This is a genomic window from Leeuwenhoekiella sp. H156 (genome assembly GCF_052218455.1).
Classification (GTDB): Bacteria; Bacteroidota; Bacteroidia; order Flavobacteriales; family Flavobacteriaceae; genus Leeuwenhoekiella; species Leeuwenhoekiella parthenopeia.
Map to the genome: position 1 here is coordinate 3,688,035 of NZ_CP197499.1, position 22,735 is coordinate 3,710,769.

Below are 22,735 nucleotides of genomic sequence, written 5' to 3' on the forward strand. Positions count from 1 at the left end.
TAATACCTAAGTAAAAGTGTTAAAATCTGAATTTTTAGGGGTCTAAAAACAAAAAGCATCAAAACCTGAGGAATTGATGCTTTTAGATGCGATTTCTTGAACTATTAGGACTTCGCTGCGCGCTTGTTTTTAACAATTTTGGAAATAACCAGGTAAGCAATTAGCGCAATTACAAAGTAGAGGAAATAAGACACCGGTTTGCCATCGCCGCCTACTGTAGTAAACAGTCGTTCCCAGCGAATTTTCTCCATAATTCCCTTGCCATTACTATCCCAGCTAAACCAGATAAATACCGGCTTACCTACGATATGATTTTCAGGTACAAAGCCCCAAAAACGACTGTCCTCACTATTGTGGCGATTGTCGCCCATCATCCAATAGTAATCCTGTTTAAACGTGTAGGAGGTAAGAGGCTGGCCATTAAGCATTACCTGATTGCCGCTTACGGTAATTTCCCGTGGCTCTCCCATTTCTTCACCCTCATAAACCTCAATAAGACGCTTATAAAGTGGAATGTTTTCGGGGGTAATTGCAGTAGACGTTCCTTTTTTAGGAATATAAACGGATGCGATCTGATCTACATTACCCAAACTTGCAGATCCCTTTGGAAAGATAGAGGCTTCCTTTTCACCCTGAGGTCTTACATAACGCTCCAGCGATTCAACATTAGGATGATTTTTAAAGCGTTCTGCGTTTTCTTCAGAAAGTTCTGAGATAAAAAACTGCTTGCCCTGAACAAACTGTAAACTTTTTATTTTGTATTCATTATACAGGTTTGATGCATTAAAACCTCCGCTTTTTGAAACACCGGTGTATGCGTATTGCAATTGAGCACGGTCTGGTAACTCGAGCGGTTTATTATTTACAAACACCTTACCGTCTACAACCTTGAGGCTGTCACCCGGCAAGCCTACTGCACGCTTGACGTAATTTGACTTTTTATCTATGGGCTTATGATAGTATTTACCATCATCAAGGCCGTAAAATGCGTTTACAGTATCTACCGGCCAGCTGAAAACAACAATATCACTGCGCTCCACATCCTGAAATCCGGGAAGCCTGAAATAGGGGAGTTGGGGTTTATCTAAATAGGATTTGATGCCCAATCCCGGGATGGTATCGTGCACCATTGGGAAACTTACCGTGGTCATTGGGGTACGGGCACCGTAATGGAATTTACTCACAAACAAAAAATCTCCAATAAGCAGGGTACGTTCTAAAGACCCTGTAGGAATGGTAAAGGGCTGCATAACATAGGTATGCACAATAGTTGCTGCTACGACCGCAAAAAGAATGGAGCTTATCCATTCTCCCGATGCACTTTTAGGGACTAAAGAGCGATCTTCTTTATAACTTACGTCTGCGGCGTAGTTGATGTAGAATAAATAAAAACCAAGTGTAGCTATGGCGAGAAGGGTATCGGTAGTCGTGTTTTTACCAAAACTGCGTGCCGTTTCAACCCATATAACCGGAAACATAATAAGGTTTACGATAGGGATGAAAAGAAGAATCGTCCACCACCAAGGGCGACCTATAATTTTCATTAAAATGACCGCATTATAAACGGGTATGAGAGCTTCCCAGGCCTGTCTGCCGGCTTTTTTATATAATTTCCAGGTTCCCAAAAAGTGAATAACCTGTACCAGCAGGAAAAAAATAAACCATTGCATTAGTGTCATAGGTCTTTATTTTTAAAAGTCGACTATAAAAATGGCAGCGGCCATTTTTGAGTAAGTCAATTAAACAGTTGTTCTGTTACATTGTATTAAAGTGAAAAAAGCTCTGCGTTTTATAAACCCAAAACATCTTTCATACTGTAAACTCCGGTTTTATCCTTTAACCATTCGGCGGCGATTATGGCTCCCAGAGCAAAACCATTGCGGCTGTGTGCCTTATGCTCTATTGTGATTTCATCTACTTCGCTTCGGTAATTGATGATGTGGGTGCCGGGCACTTCACCTTCGCGTTTAGCAGTAATCGTCAATTTACCGGTCTCTTTTTCGTCTAAAACCCAATCTTTTTTATCCGAATGATCGAGAATTCCTTCGGCCAGAGTGATAGCGGTACCGCTGGGCGCATCCAGTTTGTGTATGTGATGAACCTCGGTCATTGAAACGTCATATTCCTGAAGGTTTTTCATCATTTGCGCCAATTGTTTATTCAGCTCAAAAAAGATGTTGACTCCCACGCTAAAATTAGATGCATAAATAAATGCGCCTTTTTTGTTTTCGCAAAGCGAAACCATTTCATCATAATGATCGAGCCAGCCCGTAGTGCCCGAAACAACCGGAATCCCGGCTTCCAGGCAGGCCGAAATGTTATTTACGGCAGCATCAGGAATACTAAAATCTATGGCAACATCTGCGCCGTTAAAGTCATAATCATCGTCCTGATCTATGGTTTTCACGATCTGATGACCGCGGTCTGTCGCAAGTTTTTCTATGGTTTTTCCCATTCGGCCATAGCCTAAGAGTGCAATTTTCATAATTAAAAGGTGTATATAATACGCATCCCAAACGTATTGGAAAAATCAATATCGTCACGTTGTATATAGGGTGAAAAGCTCAAGCGATCTTCGATATCGTATTGAGACAGGTGAGCATCAACGTTTGCTTCCAGAATTTGAAGAACATAAATCCCTGCTGTAATGAGGATGGAAAGCTCTTTGTTTCTTCGGTAAAAATCCTGAGCCCGTATTAATTGATCTTCGGTAAATATCTGATTGATGTTGCCTTCTTCATCAATTTCGGTAAATTCATCAATACGACCGGCTATGCGGTCTTTATAGGCCGTGCGATACGTTTGAAATAAATCGTGATTATAAATGGCGATACCAACACCGGTACCAATAGCCCCATAAACCAGAGGTATTTTCCAGTAATCACCATTGTAGGCCTGGCCCAGTCCCGGAAGTACAGCTGCGTAAAAAGCAGCCCGGGAGGGTTTTAAGGCATCATATTCCTGAAAGGTTTCGTCTATTTCTTCCGCCTTGACTGTAGGTGCTTCTTCCTGCCCGTCAGAAACCTGAGCATAAAAAGTACCGGTCAGAAAAAGACCTATGATAAGCGGAAACAGTTTAGGCACCGGAGATTAATTTTTTAAGACGTTTAAAGTCTTCTTCAGAAGAGAACGGTATAATGAGTTTTCCATTGCCTTTAGCGGCAACTTTTACATCAACTTTAGCCCCAAAATAGGAAGCAAACTCTTTTTTACCATCCTCGATAAAGTCTGGTACTTTAGGTGCTTTAGATTTTGGTGCAGTTTTAATGCCCTTACCTTCTTTATAATTTTTTACCAAAGCCTCTGTGGCCCGAACAGATAAGGCATTCTCAATGATCTTTTCGTAGATATCAAGCTGGTCTGATGTACTGTCAATATTTATAAGCGCCCGGCCGTGTCCCATAGATAAAAATCCGTCGCGCATCCCGGTTTGAATGATGGGGTCAAGCTTTAAAAGACGCAGGTAATTGGCAATTGTAGAGCGGTTTTTGCCTACGCGCTCGCTCATTTGCTCCTGAGTAAGGTTTATTTCTTCAATAAGCCGCTCGTAGGATAATGCGATTTCAATAGGATCGAGATCTTCCCGCTGAATGTTTTCAACCAGAGCCATCTCAAGTGATTCCTGGTCGTTGGCAATACGTATGTAAGCAGGGATGGTCTCAAGGCCTACCAGTTTTGAAGCTCTAAAACGACGCTCTCCCGATACCAGCTGGTATTTACCGAATTCAATTTTACGCACAGTAATAGGCTGAATAACTCCCAATTCGCGAATTGAGGAAGCCAGCTCCTTAAGAGCATCTTCGTTAAAACTGCTACGGGGTTGAAACGGGTTAACTTCGATCTGATCAAGCTCTAACTCGACAATATTGCCTACTACCTTATCTGCTCCCTTATCTCCGGCAGACTTGATGTCGTTGTCAGGATCTTTCAACAAGGCTGAAAGACCACGACCCAGAGCTTGTTTTTTCATTGCTTTAGCCATGCTTACGCGTCATTTTTTGTAATTATCTCTTGGGCTAAACTTAAGTAATTTGCAGCACCTTTGCTGCCCGCATCGTAGTTTATTATGCTTTCTCCATAACTGGGCGCCTCACTTAAACGCACGTTACGCTGTATTATGGTTTCAAAAACCATTTCGTCAAAATGCTTTTGAACCTCTTCAACTACCTGATTAGACAATCTCAGTCGGGAATCAAACATGGTAAGTAATAGTCCCTCTATATCAAGGCTGTTGTTGTGAATTTTCTGAACGCTTTTAATGGTGTTGAGCAATTTACCCAGACCCTCCAGCGCAAAATACTCACATTGTATAGGAATGATAACAGAATCTGAGGCTGTCAGCGCATTAAGCGTTAAAAGACCCAGAGAAGGGGCACAGTCGATCAAGATATAATCGTATTGATCTTTTAAGTGGCGAATGGCTTTACGCAACATATACTCTCGCTGTTCCATTTCTACCAATTCGATTTCAATAGCAACCAGATCAATATGAGCAGGAATGAGGTCCAGGTTAGGAGATTCGGTTTTTATAATCGTTTCTTCAGCAGAGCTTGAGTGTTCGAGCAACTGGTATGTGCCTAACTCCACAGATTCTACGTCAATACCTAGGCCGGAAGTGGCATTCGCCTGCGGATCAGCATCAATTAGGAGCACTTTCTTTTCAAGAACACCCAGTGAGGCCGCCAGGTTTACGGAAGTGGTTGTTTTACCAACGCCCCCTTTTTGGTTTGCAATTGCAATTATTTTACCCATAGGTTTTGTGAGAATTATTAGGCGAAAATACAATATATAACCCGCATATAAAATGCTTTTTGTTAACAGTAGAGGTTGACAAACGACTTCTCGTTTTAAAGAATCGAAAGGATTTAATATTCACTAGTTTACAAATGCAAAGCATTGTTTTGAATAATAAGAGGCGGCTTTTTAGCTTGTCACTCACGTCTGATATGTAGGGGTTTAATCGATTTTATTTTTTTGATGTTTTTATTACCTGTATTTTCATTAGTGCTAATCATATCAAAAACTAATTATTATGAGTCAAAACAAACTAAAGCTGGAAGAGTTCTCTTTTGAGAAGTTGGAGGAGCGTAAAGAGTTTACGTTCTACTACACACACGATTATGGATGTGCCAAAACACACAGTTCTTGTGATCCTTGCGCACCACCTCCACCACCATGTGGCGGTACGCCAGTCTAAAATAAGTACTGGTTGCGTGGCACCGTAAGGTTCATTTAAAACTAAAAGTTCAAATTAAATTTTTAATTTGAACTTTTTACATTTTTAGATATGTCTCAAAAAACAATCTCTACCTATTTTTTTACTCGCCTTCTTGATTTCATAAACCCTTTATGTGATATCAGGAACACTGAAACCTTCAGCGATTTTAAGAATGCTGTTGATTATTATACCTATTATACATTTACCATAGATGCCCTAATAGATGGCGAGCTTGACTTTGAGACTTCTTCAAATCCTGCTGATCATAAACTGGTTAAAGCAAATCTTAGGAACACCCGCTCACTACAAATTCTAACGGGTCTTTTTGGATCGAGTTCTGAGTTTTGGTCTTTGATGGAAAAATACATGAGCACCTATTATTCCGGTTTGGTTGTTGAAAAACAGTGTAATACAAATGCGTTTGTTCACGACCTAAACAGCTTTAAATCTTATGCTTTGGCCAAACACGCACCCGCATTTGTACCATCCGGAGGCTTGATTTTGCTTTTTGATTCTCAGATAACTCAGGAGCGGCTCGAGCAGTTGCTTACTCCTTTGTTTTACGGTATGCAGATGCTTGACGATATGGAAGATTTTAATCGCGATATCATTTCAGGACAATTGACCTATTGCATCAGCCGTACTCGAATTTACATTGAGGAAAACCAAATTGAAAACCCAAACAACCTGGAACGCTTTGAAGAGCGTGTATTTTATATGTCGGGTATTGCCCGGGAGTGCAACGACTTTGCAGAAGCTCAATTTAGACAGGCTCAGGAACTGGCCCGAGATCTTCAGTTAGACGAGTTAGTTTCATGGATTGATTCGATGTTTCAAATGCTGAAACACAACCAAAATATTATTGACGAGGTAAGTAACTAATATGTCGGTCTTAAAAGAAAGCTATTCCCTGTCGCATTACGAAAAGAACTCCTGGGTTTTAGAAAGCCGGGGAATGCATTACATTATTTCGGCTCCTGCAAAAGAACTTTTAGAACTACTAAAGGAATCGGAAAGTCTTTCACAAGCTTGCGATGCTTTTAACAACAGATATGGTTACCAGTTTTCTGAAAGTCAATTTTGGGAATTTATCATTAACCGGCTCGGTTTTACGGGTCTTATAGCGGGTTTTGAACCTGAGGTAGAAAAAGAGCATAAGTTTATCAACCTGCAATTTGTCATATTTAAACCTGCTCTTGCAGCGCGGCTCGGGAGACCTTTACAGCCTTTATTTAACCAAAGCTTTTTTTATATCACCTTCAGTCTGCTGCTAATACTCGCGATATACAGTTTGTTTACAGTTTCGTTTCAAAGCCTGGGTTTTTCAGTATTTGCTTTAATGGCATTGTATCTGGTAACCATCATCCTTCACGAACTGGGTCATATTGCTGCCTGTAGAAAATTTACCGGGAAAAACGGTGAGATAGGGGGAGGCCTGTATTTGATTTTTCCGGTACTGTTTTCAAATATCACTGCTTTATGGCAGGCCGGTAAATCTGAGCGGGTAATTGGTAATCTGGCCGGAGTCTATATGCAGTTGTGGTGTTTGCTGTTTTTCTTTTTACTGCATCAATTTTATCCTGATGTTGTTTTATTTAATCAAATCGTTTTTATGCTGTCTTTGTACAGTTTGATACAGCTCATTCCATTTATAAGATCTGACGGGTACTGGCTTTTGTCTGATTTAAGCAATACGCCCAATCTGCTGTCAAAAGCAAATGAATCCTTGAGAGACTTTTTAAAATCACCATTGGCATATTTTACAAAGGATAAGCGATCTAAGGGAACCTTTTTATTGCTGTACTCGGTGTTTAACAATGCGCTTATTCTTTATTTTATCACGCTCCAGCTTTTGCGTAACCGGCATGCCCTGCTTCATTTTCCGGAGTATTTGCTCGATGTGTTAAAGCATTTAATTCAGCTGGAACCGGTGGCTTTTGACTTTAGTTATTTCCCCGTAATTTTATTTTACATCTTAAGCTTTCAAATGCTCAAGCGCATTTTTGATTCTGTTTTTAAAACGAAAAAGCAACAGCAATCTGCTATTATCAAGTAAAACTTTGGAATAAAAAAACTCCCTTAAATACCTTGGTATAAAAGGGAGTTTTTAAAATGATAGCAACCGGTTTACTCGGTTTCTTCAGGCATTAATACACCCATAAAATAGTTATCATCCAGATATTTGTTTGCAACTTCCTGAAGTTCTTCTGCAGTAAGCGCCTGTACACGTTCTTCAAAACTCATCATGATGGCGATGTCTTTATCTTCCTCATCGCTATCCTGTAAGGCCGCAAGCCAGAAGCTGTTTTTCTGCATCTCGTCTTTACGTTCCTGAAGATAAGTTTCTTTAACTTTTGCAAGATCTTCTGCAGTAGGACCGTTTTCTTTAAGTTTTTCTACTTCAGCAAGTGCAGCTTCTGTAAGTTTTTCAACATTATCAGGTCCGCAGGGGAAACTGATGCTGAATGTTGCATTTCCGTAAGGGTATTTACGTATACCGCCGTTTGCACCTACACCATAAACACCGCCTATTTCTTCACGCAACTGCTCGATAAGCTTAATGGTTAGCACCTCGCCTAAAGCATCCAGTTCAAGAGCTTCGTCTGCATCGTAAGTAGTTTCTTCAACCCAAACAATCTGCACCTGGCTCTTAGGGTCGGTACCTTTGTTAACTACCACTTTTTGCTGCTCGTCTTTCGGTCTGAAATCAGATACCTCAAAAGTTTCATTACTGTTTTTACCCGGTAGGCTACCGATGTACATTTTTGCAAACTCTTTAAGTTGTGCCTCATCAATATTGCCTACAAAATAGAAATTGAAATCCCCTGCGTCTGCAAAACGCTCCTGATATTTGGCATACGCCAAATCGTAATCTGCCTCATCCAGTTTTTCAGGAGTTGGGAAGCCATTGTATCTGGGATTTCCTTCGTTACGAATTTTTCCAATTTCGTTTTGATAGTAGAAATTAGGATTAGCCATCAGGTTACCTAAGAAGCTTTTTTGCTTGGTGATAAACGAGTTGTAGGCTTCCTCATCTTTATTTAGATCGGTAAAATACAGATAGACTTCCTGAAAAAGGGTTTCCAAATCCTTTGGCGCAGCCTGACCTCTGAAACCTTCGGTAGTAGAGGAGATAAAAGGAGATACCTGTACAATTTTCCCACTCATCAGTTTATTCATATCATTGAGTGAAAGACCGCCAATTCCGGCCTGAGTCAAACCACTATTAGCAAAAGCTGTTGCCAGATAATCCTCATCGGAATACAGACTGGTTCCGCCATAGCTATATGCGCTGAAGAGGATTTCATCATTTTTAAAATCGGTGATTTTGTAAGTGATTTTAGCCCCATTGCTCAGGGTAAAGCTTTTAAAATCCAGATCAGCATTTACATCTTCAGAAACAATTTCTCCGGCTTCAGGCTTGGCTTCAAGGAGTTCACTACGCACGGCCTCGTCTTCGTAAGCAATTAATTCTGAATTTTCAACTTCTTCCAGTAGAGCAAGTACTTCAGCTTCCTGTACAGGTTCTAAGCCCTCTTTTTCGGGTCCTGTAAGTATGATTACGCGGTTGTCAGGATGAATAAAATTCTGAATAAGACCATTTACATCTTTAAGATCAATCGTTGGCAACACTTTTTGATAGAAATCATATTCCCATTCAATACCGGGAATAGGCTCTTCCTCCAGAAAATTGTTTACATATTCGCCTACAATACGGCCGCTTTCAATCTTATCGCGGTCTTTATAGGTTTTTTCCATACGTGCCAAAAGTTCTTTTTTAGCACGCTCCAATTCACCTTCCTGAAAGCCAAAACGCTTTACACGCTCATTTTCTACGAGAAGGGCCTTTAATCCGTCAAGCTGACCGGTTTCACTGGTATTTGCCATAGATTGGTAGGCGTTTTTGTCACGGGCATAAGTACCACCGTAGTAGCTGTATCCAAAAATAAAGGGCGGATTGGCTTCATTACGCAATTCATTAAGTCTGTTGTTTAACATGGTAGAAAACAGACTGCGAACTATTAAATCTTTATAATCCTGAGTTGTTTTTGTGGCCGGACTTTTAAAGGTGTCTTTGTACATCACCTGAACGCGGCTGAAAGGGGCTTCCGGGTCTGTAGCTACGGTAACAAACGTCTCTTCGTGGTTAGGAAGGTCAAATTCCTCACGTTTAGGAGCATTTTTCTTAGGTTCAATTTTACCGAAATGATCCTTAATTTTTTGCTCCAGAGTGGCTACATCGAGATCACCCACAGCGACTACCGCCATTAAATCGGGGCGGTACCAGTCATTGTAAAACTTCCGAAGGGTTTCATAATCAAAGTTTTCTAAAACCTCTTTTTTACCAATGGGTAAACGCTCGGCATATTTTGAACCGTAAAGCATTTTAGGTAAATACTCCTGAAGCATACGCTTGTCAGGTCCTAAGCCCAGACGGTATTCTTCAAGTACCACGCCGCGTTCGCCGTCAATGGCTTCTTCAGTAAGGGTCGTGTTGTGCGCCCAATCTTCCAGAATTTGAAATCCTTTTTCCAACTTTTCAGGATCATCACTGGGGATGGGTAAGATATATACCGTTTCGTCAAAACTGGTGTAGGCGTTAAGGTCAGCGCCAAATTTAACACCGATGCTTTGCAGGTAATCTACCAGTTCATTTTTCTGAAAATTGGTTGTACCGTTAAAGTTCATATGCTCCATAAAATGCGCCAGACCCTGCTGATTATCATTTTCGAGAATGGAACCTGCATTGACAACCAGACGTAGTTCTACTTTGTCTTCGGGCTTGCCGTTGTTGCGAATGTAATAGGTGAGGCCGTTATCGAGCTTTCCTATTTTTACATTGGGATCTGTTGGGATCTGACCTTGCGGAATGTTTGCCGAATTGGCTTTGCTCTCCACATTTTGAGCTTGTACCGTTCCCAGAAGAAACAGACAGAGGCCAAAAATCCAAAAATTGTGCTTTTTCATTAATACGTATTTAATGTTAGTGTAAGTAGTTGCCTGAACAGGCAGTATATAGGGATATTTAAAACTAATACTTTAGTTTTTTAAAAGCCATAAAAAGGGACTTTAATTTCAAAAAAAAATCGAAAAGATTTAGCTCTTGCGCTTGGCCTTAACCATAGCTTCAAGCTGATCCCATAATTCTTCAGGGATGTCTTTAAGCAGGTTGAATTGTCCCGCTCCTTCAAGCCACTCGCCACCGTCTATGGTCACAACTTCGCCATTGAGATAAGCTGAAAAGTCAGAAACGAGATAAGCTGCCAGATTAGCCAGTTCCTGATGATCGCCTACGCGACGCAGCGGTACTTTTTTAGACAGATCAAATTTTTCCGCCAGGTCTCCCGGAAGCAGTCGTTCCCAGGCGCCTTTGGTAGGGAAGGGGCCGGGTGCAATCGCATTAGAGCGTATGCCGTACTTCGCCCATTCTACTGCAAGGGAGCGTGTCATCGCCAGTACACCGGCTTTTGCGGTCGCGCTGGGCACTACATAGGCTGAACCTGTCCACGCGTAGGTGGTCACGATATTCAGGATGGTTTTGTTTTTTTCGCCCTTGTCAATCCACTGTTTACCAAATGCCAGCGTACAGTTTTTACTTCCTTTTAGTACAATATCAATTACTACATCAAAGGCATTGGCTGAGAGTCGCTCGGTAGGTGAAATAAAATTACCTGCGGCATTATTAAGAAGCACGTCAACACGGCCAAAACGTTCTACAACCGCATCCCGCATCGCTTCAACCTGATCGTAGTGGCGTACATCGCATTGCACGGCAAAGCAGGTGCCTCCGGTCTCATCCTCAAGTTCCTGAGCGGTTTTTTTAAGTTTATCGAGATCTCTGGAGGTGATTGCCACGTTGGCTCCGAGTTCCAGAAAGTATTTGGTCATTGATTTTCCCAGACCGCTGCCACCACCGGTGACTACAATTGTTTTTCCTTTAAGCGCATCATCGCGCAGCATTTTATCGGTGTAATTCATAAGAGTTTCGTGTAATTCGTATTGCTTTTTTTAAATGTACATTTTTCAGCAAACGATTCAATCACCAAATCCTATTTTTTCTTAACTACTTATACTTTTTTAGAATTTTTGGTAACTCAAAATCAAACGCATACATCTTAAAATCAGCATCAACCACATTACCGGCTTTGTCTAAAACAATGTATTGAGGAATTCCATTAAAACTGAATAAATCCCTGAAACGGTGATAGGTGCTCTGATCTACCCGATATACATGTTCCAGCTCCTGTTCAGCGATAAATTTATCATAGGTTTTCTGGGGGGACTGGGATTCATCGGTGATAAAGACAAATTCAAAATCAGGATTGTCTTTATACTTTTTACGGGTTTCTTTCATATGTTTAATGGTTGCCACGCAGGGACCACAAGAAGTAGCCCAAAAATCAACAAACAGGATTTTCCCTTTAAATGAGTCTGTAATCTTACGAAAGGCCGTGGTACCCTTACCTTCGGGAAGTACTAGGGTATTTTCTTTAAAGACTTCGGATGCAGGTAGATCTCCATCAACCAGCTCTTCGTTATCGGACACTTGAGGATAGATCTGGTCATACATACGCTGTCCTTCAGCTTTTAAAAATGGGTTATCTATGTCTTTTTTAAGGTTCGTCCAGACCAGATCTGAAGTTTCTTTTCCCCAGAAATCGAACCAAAATTTTAAACTCCTTACTTTAATAATATCACTTGCCAGACCCTTTTCAACACCAAAAAAATTCACAAGCAAGCTGTCTTTTTGCTTCCATTTTTCCAGTTCAATTGGGGCTTTATCTTTTGGGAGGGGCTCTGTGTATTTTTTACTAAAATTCTGTAACTCCACAAAGTATTTTTCATTAAACTCTTTCGATAGTTTCCTAAGCTCCAATGAGTCTAGTTTTGAAATTTCATCTTCGGATTTTGGTTTAAGGTATTCTTTGAATTTATCTTCCAAAACGATTCCTTCTTCGTCAAAGTACTCCTGCAAGGTTTTTTCAGATTGACGATATTTGGCCCTTTGAGAATTGCGATCCACTTCCTGAAGAGGATCTGCATATTCCAGACGGTTTATTAGAACTTTATACTGATTCGTTGCTAAAGCGCCAGGTTCATTAACCGGCAATAAATCCTGTATGTCTTGGTAGTAGGAATCGGGTACTTCCATTTTAAGTACAACATTTGTAGTATCCTGTGTTTTATAATACGTCCGGTTCGATACGTAGTCAAACAAATCACTACTCGAAATCAACTTAATATTAATCCTGGAAAGATCTTGCGCTTTTTGTGTGATTGAATTTTCAGATAAATACGCAGCTAATTTTTCTTCGTTGGTATGGTATTGCTTTAATACCTCAGCTTTAAAATCAAGTGGAGGCAAGGTCTTAACCAGGTTTGGAAAATCTTTACCGTAATCAAACCGCTCCGGCTTAAAGGTTCGTAATTCTTTATTTATCTGAGCTAGCGGACCATAGAATTCTATGTTTTCCAATTCGTAACGACGGTCACGATAACGATCTGCGAGTAAAAACTCTTCCCAATCTATTATAAGCCCCAGGGTAGTACCGGGTTCCAGATAAATGGTAAAGTTTTTCTTATAAATTACAAAAAAGGTCTCTGTGGGATGTACCAAAGGTATTTCGGCTTCAAATCGTCCATCAGGAGCGATTTCTATTACAGTGGGATATTCTTCCCGGGTAAGCTCGTTACCGATGTAAATCATACCGGTTTCAAAACCCAGTCTGGGATCATAACCTTTGATATAACCTACAACACGCCCCATTTTTCGACTGAAAAAGCTATCAGAATCAAAACTTTCTAATGCCGGGTCAGATTTTGCTACCTCTTGCTTCAGCCAGGTCATCACCTCTGATGGTACTTCTTTACGAGTTTGGGAATCTGTTTGTATAAGAGAAATTCCAAAAATAGTCTTGGAAGCATCCACATAATCGATTTTTTGAGTGGAAAGTGGAAGCGGTTCAAAAATGAGTTCGGTGAATTGTTCGCCAGACTCTGGTGTCCAGAGTTTTTCATCAAATTGAGCACCTATCACTTCTTTGATCCTGTACTTTTTATCGGTAGCTACATCCCTCAGATACGTGTCTTTGGTAAAGTTGACCCACCAACCGGGAATAAATTTAGAATGAATGGTGACTCGGGTTTCTTCAGGAGTCCTTTCTATTCGGCTTACATGCGTGATTCCGCTCGTTGTAACTTCATAAGAAGGATTATCAATTGCTTTAGAACTTACCTGTCCATGGCAGAGACTTGCGACACTAAAAAAGAGTAAGAATACTAAGTTGTAATTGTTGATTTTCATGATTGACGAATTTGTTAAAATAGAAATTTAGTCAATTCATTTTAAGTAGAATAACAATTCATAACAAAATACGTGTATCTACAACATTTAACGGTAAACCTTACTCAAAAGTCTTCAGCAAAATCTCCAAAATCGAAATGGCCGCCTCACTAATCTTTTAGCCCGGACCAAAAACCGCCAAGGCACCTGCGTCAAACAGAAACTGATAATCCTTACGCGGAATCACGCCACCCACGATTACCATAATATCTTCGCGATCGAGTTTTTTAAGTTCTTCAATCACCTGCGGGACTAAGGTTTTATGACCTGCCGCGAGAGAGGAAACACCCAGGATGTAATGTTTTCTGCGAAGCGTTTAGCGGGCTAGAGCTTTTTTAAAAGCATTTTTTCGTTAGTAAATTGATTAGCAGCATCTAAAAATTCTACCATTAAAGGCCAATTAGAATTGGGCTCGTAATTGTGTTTGTAGTTTTTATTAACGGAAAGTTCTATTTCGTCGCCTTTCAATACTGCCTCACTTACAAATGAGCCGGTTGTATTATCTACGTTTATATTGAATTTTTCAAGACCTGCAACTTCATACCCGGCTGGAATTTTAAAAGTTATTTTGTAGAAATAACTTCTGGGATAGGTCATATAAATATTTTCTGTGCGTTCACGGTCTTTTTCCGTGAGATCTATCTGATCGGTTATCAGCTTTCCGAGTTCTACAATATGGTTAGGACCTGCTTTTTTAACAAAAGCATCTTTTACCTTAAAAGACTCTTCATACGAGAAGTAGGAGTCAAAACCATATCGGCCAGTTTCCTGTATTTCAAAGACGTAGTCTTCTATTTTATCTATACCAAACTCGCTCTCGGTTAACTTTTGTAATCCTTCTAAGCGTTTTTCTTCAAGCTGAGTTTTGAGTGCTTCGATTTTTGGCTCATACTCTGCCCTTGTTTTTTTGCTTAAAAGCTCTATAAACGATTCTGTTTGGTACTTTTCGTAGTCTTCATAAACATAATCGGTATAGATTAATTTCCCGTAAAACTGATCATTTTTCTGATGACCTTTATGTCTGGATTTTATGTTTACTGTAGCTTCCGAAAGGTTGTTATCTAACGAAAATGTAATCTCTTTACGTGATTCATTATCAAGATAGCTGCTCGTAGGTAATTTACTTTTTTCAATACGGTCTAAGTTATTTTTAGATGCAGATAGGGTGTAGATATCAGTTCCCTCTAAAAAAGGAGAAATTTCGTTAACCGATGTATAGGGGCCAAAATATTCCAGAAAAAGGGGATTGGGCAGATTGATTTTCAAAACTACATTTACATTTTGTTCAATTAGCAAATCGTCTATACTACCATCAAAGCGCTTTTTCGCAACTACAATTTCGTATGGGATTTTTTCATCTTTAAGGAATTTCCCAAAGCGTATTATAAACTCCTTTTGATCATCCAGATCTAAAGGCGAAAAGTTATAATAGCCAAATGGATAATTCATTATACCGGCCTCCCTTATATAATAGGCTTCTACATACCTGGTAAGATAGTAATGTCTTAAATAATAGTACGCTGCTGTTACTTTCTCCGTATCATTTGTAATGTTTTTATCTTCTAAAAATCTATCGACACTTTTGATTTTATAACTGGGTTTAAAGCGCTCATCATAAAGTTTTAAAACTTCATCCTGACTTACGTTGTTTTTGATAATATTTTCTTTTTCCGGTAAAAAAGCCATTGCAGTCTCTTCATATCTACCTGATCTGGCAAAGAAAACCTGAAATTTATACGTTGGTAATTCTACGAGTGGATAAAACCAGTTTTTAGAATCGTATTTTTCAATATCTGAAGCTTCCAGAGAATAGCGTCTGGTATTGTTTTTTTCGGTTTTTATCTCTTTAAGTTTTGGTGCTCCATTAAATGAGTTGAAATTGATAAAAAAGTCATTTTCAGTTTCAAAAAACAGTTTATAATCTACTATTGGGTATTCATCAGAGAGTATACTCTCAACCGGGTCAAAGCCGTAAGCTATTTTAGACCTGAAGGGTTCTTCTTTATAAATATAATAATCGATGATATCTCCTACTTCAAGATTTGAGATGGCAATTTTTGTTTCCTCGTCCTGCTGAACTGATTCGTTTTCGAAATCAATCACAATCTCGGTTCCATCCTGTTTTATAACTTTAATTCCTACGTAATAACCTTTTTTACGCTTCGCTTTTATAGTGACCGGAACAAAGTAGATGTAGGCCTTTGTAGGGCTTGTAAACAGATCGTCAAATGTAAATTCAGAGAACCTGAGTACTGCGTTCTTATCAAGTAGTTTTATACGTTTTCTGGTTGAAGTAGTATAGTTGATATTCATGCCAGATTTATTGAAATCGTAATTCTCGTTCTTGAATAAAACCACGGCAGACTCATTTTTCCATTTTTCGGGAATTTCAAGTGTATTGCTATGTATATCATTTGCTCCCCAAAAAAAGTCTCTCACTCTAAGTTCATCTTTAGATTGAGCAAAACCGGAATAAAAAAGCAGGAGTAAAGCGAGGCAAAAAAAGTTAATTTTCATTAAATGTTACTTGTGAGTGAGTACGATTTGTTCATTGTAGATAGCCCTTAAATTTGAAATGAATTCATTCCACTGCTCAAAATCTGAGGTTTCAATTTTGGCATTCTTGATATTAAAGGATTTTTTATACACGATGCTATTTTCAAGTTTTTCAAAAGAAACCTGCACATCAAAGTTTTGTGATGAAACACTTAAATCCTGAGGAATATGTTCAACTAGATATTCAGACGGGATTTCGAGGATTGTCGTAGATTCTAAATTCTTTTTGTAGTCAAAGAGATAATCTGTTTTTCTTTCTTCCAGCAAAAAGTCTTTCAACTCTTTATTAATGTCCAAATCAATATATACCGAATTATCAAAGGAGGAGACCGCATTTTTGACATTGATCTTGTAGGCGATATTTAAGGTTGTTTCACGGTCAGAGAGGTCATTTGTTACGATATCGTCCACAACAATATTATTGTCTCCATTCATTAAGTAATAACCTAGAAACTCATCTTTATTATCCTTTTTAAAGGAATCAAAAAAATTAAGTAAACTGGTTCTACTTTCACCGTTAAAGACTTTGGTGGCGTCTCCAATTAGTTTATCACCTACGATTGTAAACGTATAATTTTGAATTTCTTTATTAAATGTTGAATTGATTGCAGGCACTTCCTTAAGAATGAAGTCTTCGTCATTTTCAATCAATGCTTGCTTACCCTGAATTCTAAACGCGTATTCTCCCAGGGGGTTGAATTTTTCTGTACCGTCTAAAAAGATCATTTCACCATCTTTAAACAGTGTACAAATCATATGATTATCTACGCCTAAACTTGGGATAGAATAATCGTAAGCAATCCTATTTGTCCCTATCCAGGTAAGTCGGGCATCATAGCCCGCTTCAATTAACATTTGCTTAATCAAATTTGCCATTCCCTTACAATCGCCATATCTTTTTTCAAAAACATTTGAAGCCTCATCGGGTTTAAAACCTGCGATGCCATCTTCAAAAGCTATGTAGCGAATGTTGTCCTGTACCCAATAATAGATGTTTTTTATTTTTTCTTCATCAGTTGCAGCAGCCTGAGTTAATTCGGCAACTTTTTCCTTTAAAGAGGTGTTGTCGTTCTTAAGATCTTCGACAAGAATTTTGTACCACGCGTACAGGTCTTTTGTAGATTCAAACAATACTTGCTTTTGATTATCTTCATCCTGAAAAGATTTAGCAAGTACTAATATATGCGGGTAAATATGCGTCGGCCCCGGTGTACCTGATTCCCTGTAAAAAGCGGGTACGTTTTCTAAGGTATAAATATAGGTAGTAGTTTTATTTTTTTCTCCCTGAACAACTTCTTTGGTAATGGAAAGATTATCAAAATTCATCTCTCTCAACTCTAATTCTAACCAGGAAGGCACCTCAAACCTTATTACCTTTTTTAAAATGGGATGATCATCATTAAAAAATACCTTAGTCAGGTACTTAATATCCTTGTATTCTTTTTTGATGTAACTGGTTGCCCTTGAGCCGATAACGGGAAAGTTAATATTGGCATATTTTACCCTGGCATCATTGTAAAACAGTTCATTACTTTTATAAGCTTCCTCTTTTACAGGAGTGTCGATCCGTCTACCTTTCAAATCCTTAATATCAAACCGATCAACGGAAGACTGGGAGTCATAAAAGCTATATTTTTGAATATCTGAACGTGGATCAATATTTATTAAAGATTCCTGAATTTCCTGAATAACCTCTACTTTATGAGTATTCCTATTTACGCCAAAAGCGAAAAAATCTTCACTTTGTTCTAACACAACGGAAGCTTCGGGATATTGTTCTTTTAGGGATTTGGCGAAAATTACATCTTCGGTTGTGGGCTCGATATCAATTTGAGAATACGAATAAAGAGAGCTGAATACGGAAAGGAATAAGCAAGTAACTGGTTTAAACATAGCAGCTTTAAAAGCTACTAATATATACCATCAAATTATTTTAATAAATTTTTAAGTAAAAAAAAGAGTGTTTGTTTAGCTATTTAGAATGAAACTACTAAAAGCTTAGTTGCAATCTGCTTTGGATTTCAAAATGTTGAATCTTATTTCAATTCTGGTTAAAACCTGTATTGCAATCCTATAATTGGTTACTCAAAAGTCTTCAACAAAATCTCTAAAATCGAAATCGCGGCCTCACTGATTTTTGAACCGGGTCCAAAAACCGCCACGGCACCTGCGTCAAACAGAAACTGATAATCCTTTCGCGGAATCACGCCACCCACGATTACCATAATATCTTCGCGATCGAGTTTTTTCAGTTCTTCAATCACCTGTGGCACTAAGGTCTTGTGACCTGCCGCCAGGGAAGAAACGCCCAGGATGTGCACGTCATTTTCAACCGCCTGACGGGCGACTTCTTTTGGAGTTTGAAACAGTGGACCAATATCAACGTCAAAGCCTACATCAGCATAGCCGGTTGCGACTACTTTGGCTCCGCGGTCGTGGCCATCCTGGCCCATTTTGGCGATCATAATACGGGGTCGACGCCCCTCGAGTTTCGCAAAACGATCTGCCAGTTCCCGGGCTTTTGCGAAAGCGGGATCTTTTTTAATTTCTTTACTGTACACGCCGCTAAAAGATTTGGTTTGTGCTTTATGCCTGCCGTAAACCTCCTCCAGTGCAGACGAAATTTCACCTAAAGAAGCACGTTTACGGGCTGCCGCTACTGCTAAAGTTAGCAAATTCCCCTCGCCGGTCTCGGCACAGGTTGTTAAATCAGCCAGGGCTTTTTCAACGGCTTTAGAATCCCGGGTTGCTTTTAGGGTTTTGAGGCGTTCTATTTGAGATTTGCGCACGGCATCGTTGTCAACCTCAAGGGTAACGATATCATCCTCGCTGTCCAGGCGGTATTTGTTGACGCCCACAATGATATCCTGACCGCTGTCTATACGGGCTTGTTTACGCGCAGCCGCTTCCTCAATACGCAGTTTGGGAATTCCCTTTTCAATGGCTTTGGTCATCCCGCCAAGCGCTTCAATCTCCTGAATGTGAGCCCAGGCTTTTTCGGCGATTTCGTGCGTCAGGTTTTCTACATAATAGCTTCCCGCCCAGGGATCTACCGTTCGGGTGATTTCGGTTTCTTTTTGTAAATAGATTTGTGTATTGCGGGCAATACGTGCCGAAAAGTCGGTAGGCAGGGCGATCGCCTCATCGAGCGCATTGGTGTGCAGGCTTTGTGTTCCGCCAAAAGCTGCCGCAGCCGCTTCTATGGTCGTGCGCGCCACGTTGTTAAACGGATCCTGCTCGGTAAGGCTCCAGCCACTGGTCTGGCAATGGGTGCGCAGGGAAAGCGACTTTTTATTTTTAGGATTGAATTGCTGCACAATTTTCGACCAGAGCATACGCGCCGCACGCATTTTGGCAATTTCCATAAAATGGTTCATCCCAATCGCCCAAAAGAACGACAGCCGTGGCGCAAAGTCGTCTACACTCATTCCGGCGGCAATACCGGTGCGTAGGTATTCGAGTCCGTCTGCCAGCGTATAAGCGAGTTCGATATCACAGGTTGCACCGGCTTCCTGCATATGATAACCCGAAATGGAGATCGAATTGAATTTCGGCATCTCTTTGGCCGTAAATTCAAAAATGTCTGAAATGATGCGCATCGACGGGGCAGGAGGGTAGATGTAGGTGTTGCGCACCATAAACTCCTTTAAAATATCATTTTGTATGGTTCCCTGTAATTGTTCGGGTTTTACGCCTTGTTCTTCAGCAGCAACAATATAAAACGCCATAATGGGAAGCACTGCGCCGTTCATGGTCATCGAGACGCTCATCTCATCTAACGGAATCTGGTCAAAAAGGATTTTCATATCCTCAACGCTATCAATGGCAACGCCGGCTTTACCCACATCACCTTCCACGCGTTCGTGGTCGCTGTCATAACCACGATGGGTGGCGAGGTCAAAAGCAACTGAAAGTCCTTTTTGCCCGGCTTTTAAATTGCGGCGGTAAAACGCATTGCTTTCTTCGGCGGTAGAAAAACCGGCATACTGACGTATCGTCCAGGGTCGACTCACATACATCGTGCTATACGGACCGCGCAAATAGGGCGGAATCCCGGCTGCGAAATCCAGATGTTGCAGGTTCTCCAGATCCCGAGCGGTGTACTGTTTTTTAACCGTGATTTCTTCGGCGGTAAGCTGAGAATCGCTCGAAATGCTATCCGCTTGAAACGCTTTAATTTTAAGATGTTGCAGGTTTTTGCGCATAGTTTAAATTTTCATTCGGCGAATAAACGGATCAAAATCAGCTTCAAAAGGGGTGTTGAAAATGAACTGAAACGTTTGTTTATTCCGGGTACTTATCAGGTAAATATGCCTGTAATTCATTAGGGTCTCCTCAAAATTGGAAAGTTTAAAAACAGCCTTAAAGATCTTTACATCATCTGTGGCACTGTATTTTGCAGTTTGCTTTTCGAAGAACAGATCAGGGCCTGAAGCATCCTGTTGATTTTTCCTAATCATCGCAAGCATATACTTGGCATCCTGCCTTTTAAAATCGAAGTAGGGAATACTATTTACTGCGCAAAACGAGTAATTTTCCTTATCGTAGAGCAGGTAGAAATTACCCTTTAAATTATCTCTTAAATTGGTAAATAAGGCTACGAATGGATCAGTAATACTATCGTTAAGCTGTTTTGCCTCGTACTCATACTGACTGATCGAATATTTTTCAAAAGTATTGGGCAGGTAGATCGATACCGCATCTTTATCGAGGCTAAAATAGTTACCCTGATCAGCTACAAGCTCGGGTTGTTCAGGTGCTTTTGATAAGCTGGTTGCGGTTTGAACAACTTCTTTGCACGAAACAAGAAGTACAATCAATACAAAAAATAGCAGTCTACTCATAGTTCAGGCGTTTTTGCTCCAGGGCTTCCGAAAGACGTCTCACGATAATGGGTTGTATGAGCGTCTTTCTGGATTTGACCTTAAGAAAAGGATACAGCTCCAGTTCGTTTTTCATACGATCTTCTGCATTTTGGTATTTGTTTGTCCCTACCAGAATTTTTTCGCCCGCATCAAAAAGCGCCTGTTCCTTTTTCGCAGTTTCCTTAATTTTATTTTGAATTTTACCTTCAATGAGTTGAGTCACGAGTCCGCCGCCCGCTTCGAGTTCTTTAAACAGGGCCAACGCCTGCTCCGACAGCTGTGTGGTCAATGCCTCAATATAATAAGCGCCTTCTGCAGGATTTGTTACCTGATCAAAATAGCTTTCGTGTTTTAAAATAAGCAATTGATTGCGGGCTATTCGTTGGCCAAATTCGTTGGTCTTGTGGTAAATGGCATCATAAGCCAGGTTACAAATTGCGTTTGCGCCGCCCAAAACCGCACTCATGACTTCAGTCGTGGTGCGTAGTAAATTGGTATTGTAATCATAAAGCGTTTTGTTGCGCAGGGCAGGAGTTGCAAGAATGTGACATGTTTCCGGTAGCTTGTATTCTGATGCCAGGCTTGCATAAAGCAGGCGCAGGGCACGGATTTTTGCAATTTCGAAGAAATAATTAGAGCCAACGGCTACTTTAAACGTGAGTGTTTGATTTTTGAGTTGGTCGCCAAAATGATTGAGGTATTCATTGGCGTGAGCAAGAGTATAGGCCAATTGCTGAACAGCCGTAGCTCCCGAATTGTGATATCCCGTCGCATCAATACCTATAACGTTATCGTGCGCAGTATTTAAAAAAAGCCGTTCCAGGCCTTTAAAATCGGTTTTTTGATCTGAAAACCAGTTTCCGGTAAAGGCCAGATTGCCCACCGGATCTATGTTGAGGAAAGATTTAAAGGGTTTTGACTTTAAATTTTCGCAAAGCGAAAGCATAAATTCAGGGTCGAAAAAACTCAGGTTAAAATACAGGCTGAAGGATTCCGCCGGAAGCGCATTTAGTAACTTTTTACTGTCAAAAGGTTTATCAGCTTTTAGAACTAAACTTTCGGCACCCTTCTGAAGCACTTCGTGAGCAGTTTTGGCGGTTTGCTTTTCATCAAGAACATAAATTTCTTCAGCGATCTGCCAGGATTGCGGCTGTCCGGGAATAGAGGTGACCGTAGTACTTTCCCGATGGTAAAAAGGCTTTACGTGAATGCCTTCCGGGCTTTTCCAAACCAAAGCGTCGTTATAATCAGCGCCTTTAAGATCGTATTGAATCTGTTGCTTAAACCCTTTTTCGCTTACGGGATCAAATTCGGCAAACAGTCCGGTTAGCTTGTCTTGCGCCTCCTGACTGGCTTCAAAAACCGCGTCAATGGCAGATTTGGGTTTTTTACTCGAATTTTCGTCCGGTTGGTTATTCATCTTCTTTGAGTTTAAGGCTGTCTTCATACTCGATGATGAAAATTTCTTCGCCTTCTTTTTTCATATGGTATTCTTCGCGGGCAAATCGCTCCAGTTCCTGACTGTCTTTAAGCTTATTGATTTGATTGCGATCCTGCTGAATTTGCTCTTTAAAATAAGCCCGGTTTCCCTCAAGCTTGTCGATCTCATCGTCCAGTTCTTCGTGAATAAACCAGGAATTGGTGTCAAAAAAGACCATCCAAACGGTAAAAATCACTAGAAACAGCACGTATTTATTCCCTAAAATACGAAACCATTTTTTTTGACGAAGTTTTTTAAGGATTGACACGGTG

General features: G+C 40.2%; 16 protein-coding genes and 1 pseudogene. 2 read left to right on the forward strand and 15 right to left on the reverse strand.

The window, feature by feature from the left end:
- Positions 1-104 precede the first annotated feature (104 nt).
- From lepB to ACSSS3_RS15615, 5 genes are all read right to left on the reverse strand, one after another.
- A complete protein-coding gene (gene lepB, locus ACSSS3_RS15595) occupies positions 105-1,679 on the reverse strand; it encodes a signal peptidase I (protein WP_442845406.1) in 1,575 nt (524 codons plus the stop codon).
- A gap of 110 nt (positions 1,680-1,789) precedes the next feature.
- Positions 1,790-2,485 (reverse strand): 4-hydroxy-tetrahydrodipicolinate reductase, encoded by a 696-nt coding sequence (gene dapB, locus ACSSS3_RS15600; RefSeq protein WP_228231631.1) that lies wholly within the window; start codon positions 2,483-2,485, stop codon positions 1,790-1,792.
- Between the two features lie 2 nt (positions 2,486-2,487).
- Positions 2,488-3,084, reverse strand: coding sequence for a DUF5683 domain-containing protein (locus tag ACSSS3_RS15605; RefSeq protein WP_228231632.1), 597 nt, complete (start codon positions 3,082-3,084; stop codon positions 2,488-2,490).
- Positions 3,077-3,982: a ParB/RepB/Spo0J family partition protein gene (locus ACSSS3_RS15610; protein WP_228231633.1), complete on the reverse strand. Its 906-nt coding sequence runs from the start codon at positions 3,980-3,982 to the stop codon at positions 3,077-3,079. Before ACSSS3_RS15610 ends, ACSSS3_RS15605 begins: the two co-directional genes overlap by 8 nt.
- Positions 3,983-3,984: 2 nt before the next feature.
- Positions 3,985-4,752 carry a ParA family protein gene (locus ACSSS3_RS15615; RefSeq protein ID WP_228231634.1) on the reverse strand — a complete coding sequence of 256 codons (768 nt, stop codon included), beginning with the start codon at positions 4,750-4,752 and terminating at the stop codon, positions 3,985-3,987.
- A gap of 535 nt (positions 4,753-5,287) precedes the next feature.
- On the opposite strand from ACSSS3_RS15615, the gene ACSSS3_RS15620 reads away from it, so the two are divergent.
- Positions 5,288-6,100 carry a hypothetical protein gene (locus ACSSS3_RS15620; RefSeq protein ID WP_442845407.1) on the forward strand — a complete coding sequence of 271 codons (813 nt, stop codon included), beginning with the start codon at positions 5,288-5,290 and terminating at the stop codon, positions 6,098-6,100.
- A gap of 1 nt (position 6,101) precedes the next feature.
- Positions 6,102-7,274 carry a hypothetical protein gene (locus ACSSS3_RS15625; protein WP_442845408.1) on the forward strand — a complete coding sequence of 391 codons (1,173 nt, stop codon included), beginning with the start codon at positions 6,102-6,104 and terminating at the stop codon, positions 7,272-7,274.
- 71 nt (positions 7,275-7,345) lie between these two features.
- Here ACSSS3_RS15625 and ACSSS3_RS15630 read toward each other — a convergent pair whose 3' ends face one another.
- From ACSSS3_RS15630 to ACSSS3_RS15675, 10 genes and pseudogenes are all read right to left on the reverse strand, one after another.
- The gene (locus ACSSS3_RS15630) at positions 7,346-10,186 is read right to left on the reverse strand and encodes a M16 family metallopeptidase (RefSeq protein ID WP_442845409.1); all 2,841 of its coding nucleotides are present in this window, start codon (positions 10,184-10,186) and stop codon (positions 7,346-7,348) included.
- 129 nt (positions 10,187-10,315) lie between these two features.
- Positions 10,316-11,197: an SDR family oxidoreductase gene (locus ACSSS3_RS15635; protein WP_442845410.1), complete on the reverse strand. Its 882-nt coding sequence runs from the start codon at positions 11,195-11,197 to the stop codon at positions 10,316-10,318.
- Between the two features lie 85 nt (positions 11,198-11,282).
- Complete coding sequence (locus ACSSS3_RS15640; RefSeq protein ID WP_442845411.1) at positions 11,283-13,523, reverse strand: TlpA family protein disulfide reductase; 2,241 nt, start codon at positions 13,521-13,523, stop codon at positions 11,283-11,285.
- A gap of 157 nt (positions 13,524-13,680) precedes the next feature.
- Positions 13,681-13,860: pseudogene (locus ACSSS3_RS15645) on the reverse strand (hypothetical protein); the annotation flags it as partial.
- 26 nt (positions 13,861-13,886) lie between these two features.
- Complete coding sequence (locus tag ACSSS3_RS15650; protein WP_442845412.1) at positions 13,887-16,079, reverse strand: hypothetical protein; 2,193 nt, start codon at positions 16,077-16,079, stop codon at positions 13,887-13,889.
- Between the two features lie 6 nt (positions 16,080-16,085).
- Positions 16,086-18,011: a transglutaminase-like domain-containing protein gene (locus ACSSS3_RS15655; RefSeq protein ID WP_442845413.1), complete on the reverse strand. Its 1,926-nt coding sequence runs from the start codon at positions 18,009-18,011 to the stop codon at positions 16,086-16,088.
- A gap of 188 nt (positions 18,012-18,199) precedes the next feature.
- Complete coding sequence (gene scpA, locus ACSSS3_RS15660) at positions 18,200-20,323, reverse strand: methylmalonyl-CoA mutase (protein WP_442845414.1); 2,124 nt, start codon at positions 20,321-20,323, stop codon at positions 18,200-18,202.
- Positions 20,324-20,326: 3 nt separating this feature from the next.
- Complete coding sequence (locus ACSSS3_RS15665) at positions 20,327-20,962, reverse strand: hypothetical protein (RefSeq protein WP_442845415.1); 636 nt, start codon at positions 20,960-20,962, stop codon at positions 20,327-20,329.
- Entirely contained in the window at positions 20,955-22,403 is a 1,449-nt protein-coding gene (locus ACSSS3_RS15670; protein WP_442845416.1) for a methylmalonyl-CoA mutase subunit beta, read from the reverse strand. Before ACSSS3_RS15670 ends, ACSSS3_RS15665 begins: the two co-directional genes overlap by 8 nt.
- Positions 22,396-22,731, reverse strand: a complete 336-nt coding sequence (locus ACSSS3_RS15675) for an FtsB family cell division protein (RefSeq protein WP_442845417.1) — start codon at positions 22,729-22,731, stop codon at positions 22,396-22,398. The genes ACSSS3_RS15670 and ACSSS3_RS15675 overlap by 8 nt, the downstream gene beginning before the upstream one ends.
- Positions 22,732-22,735: the final 4 nt, after the last annotated feature.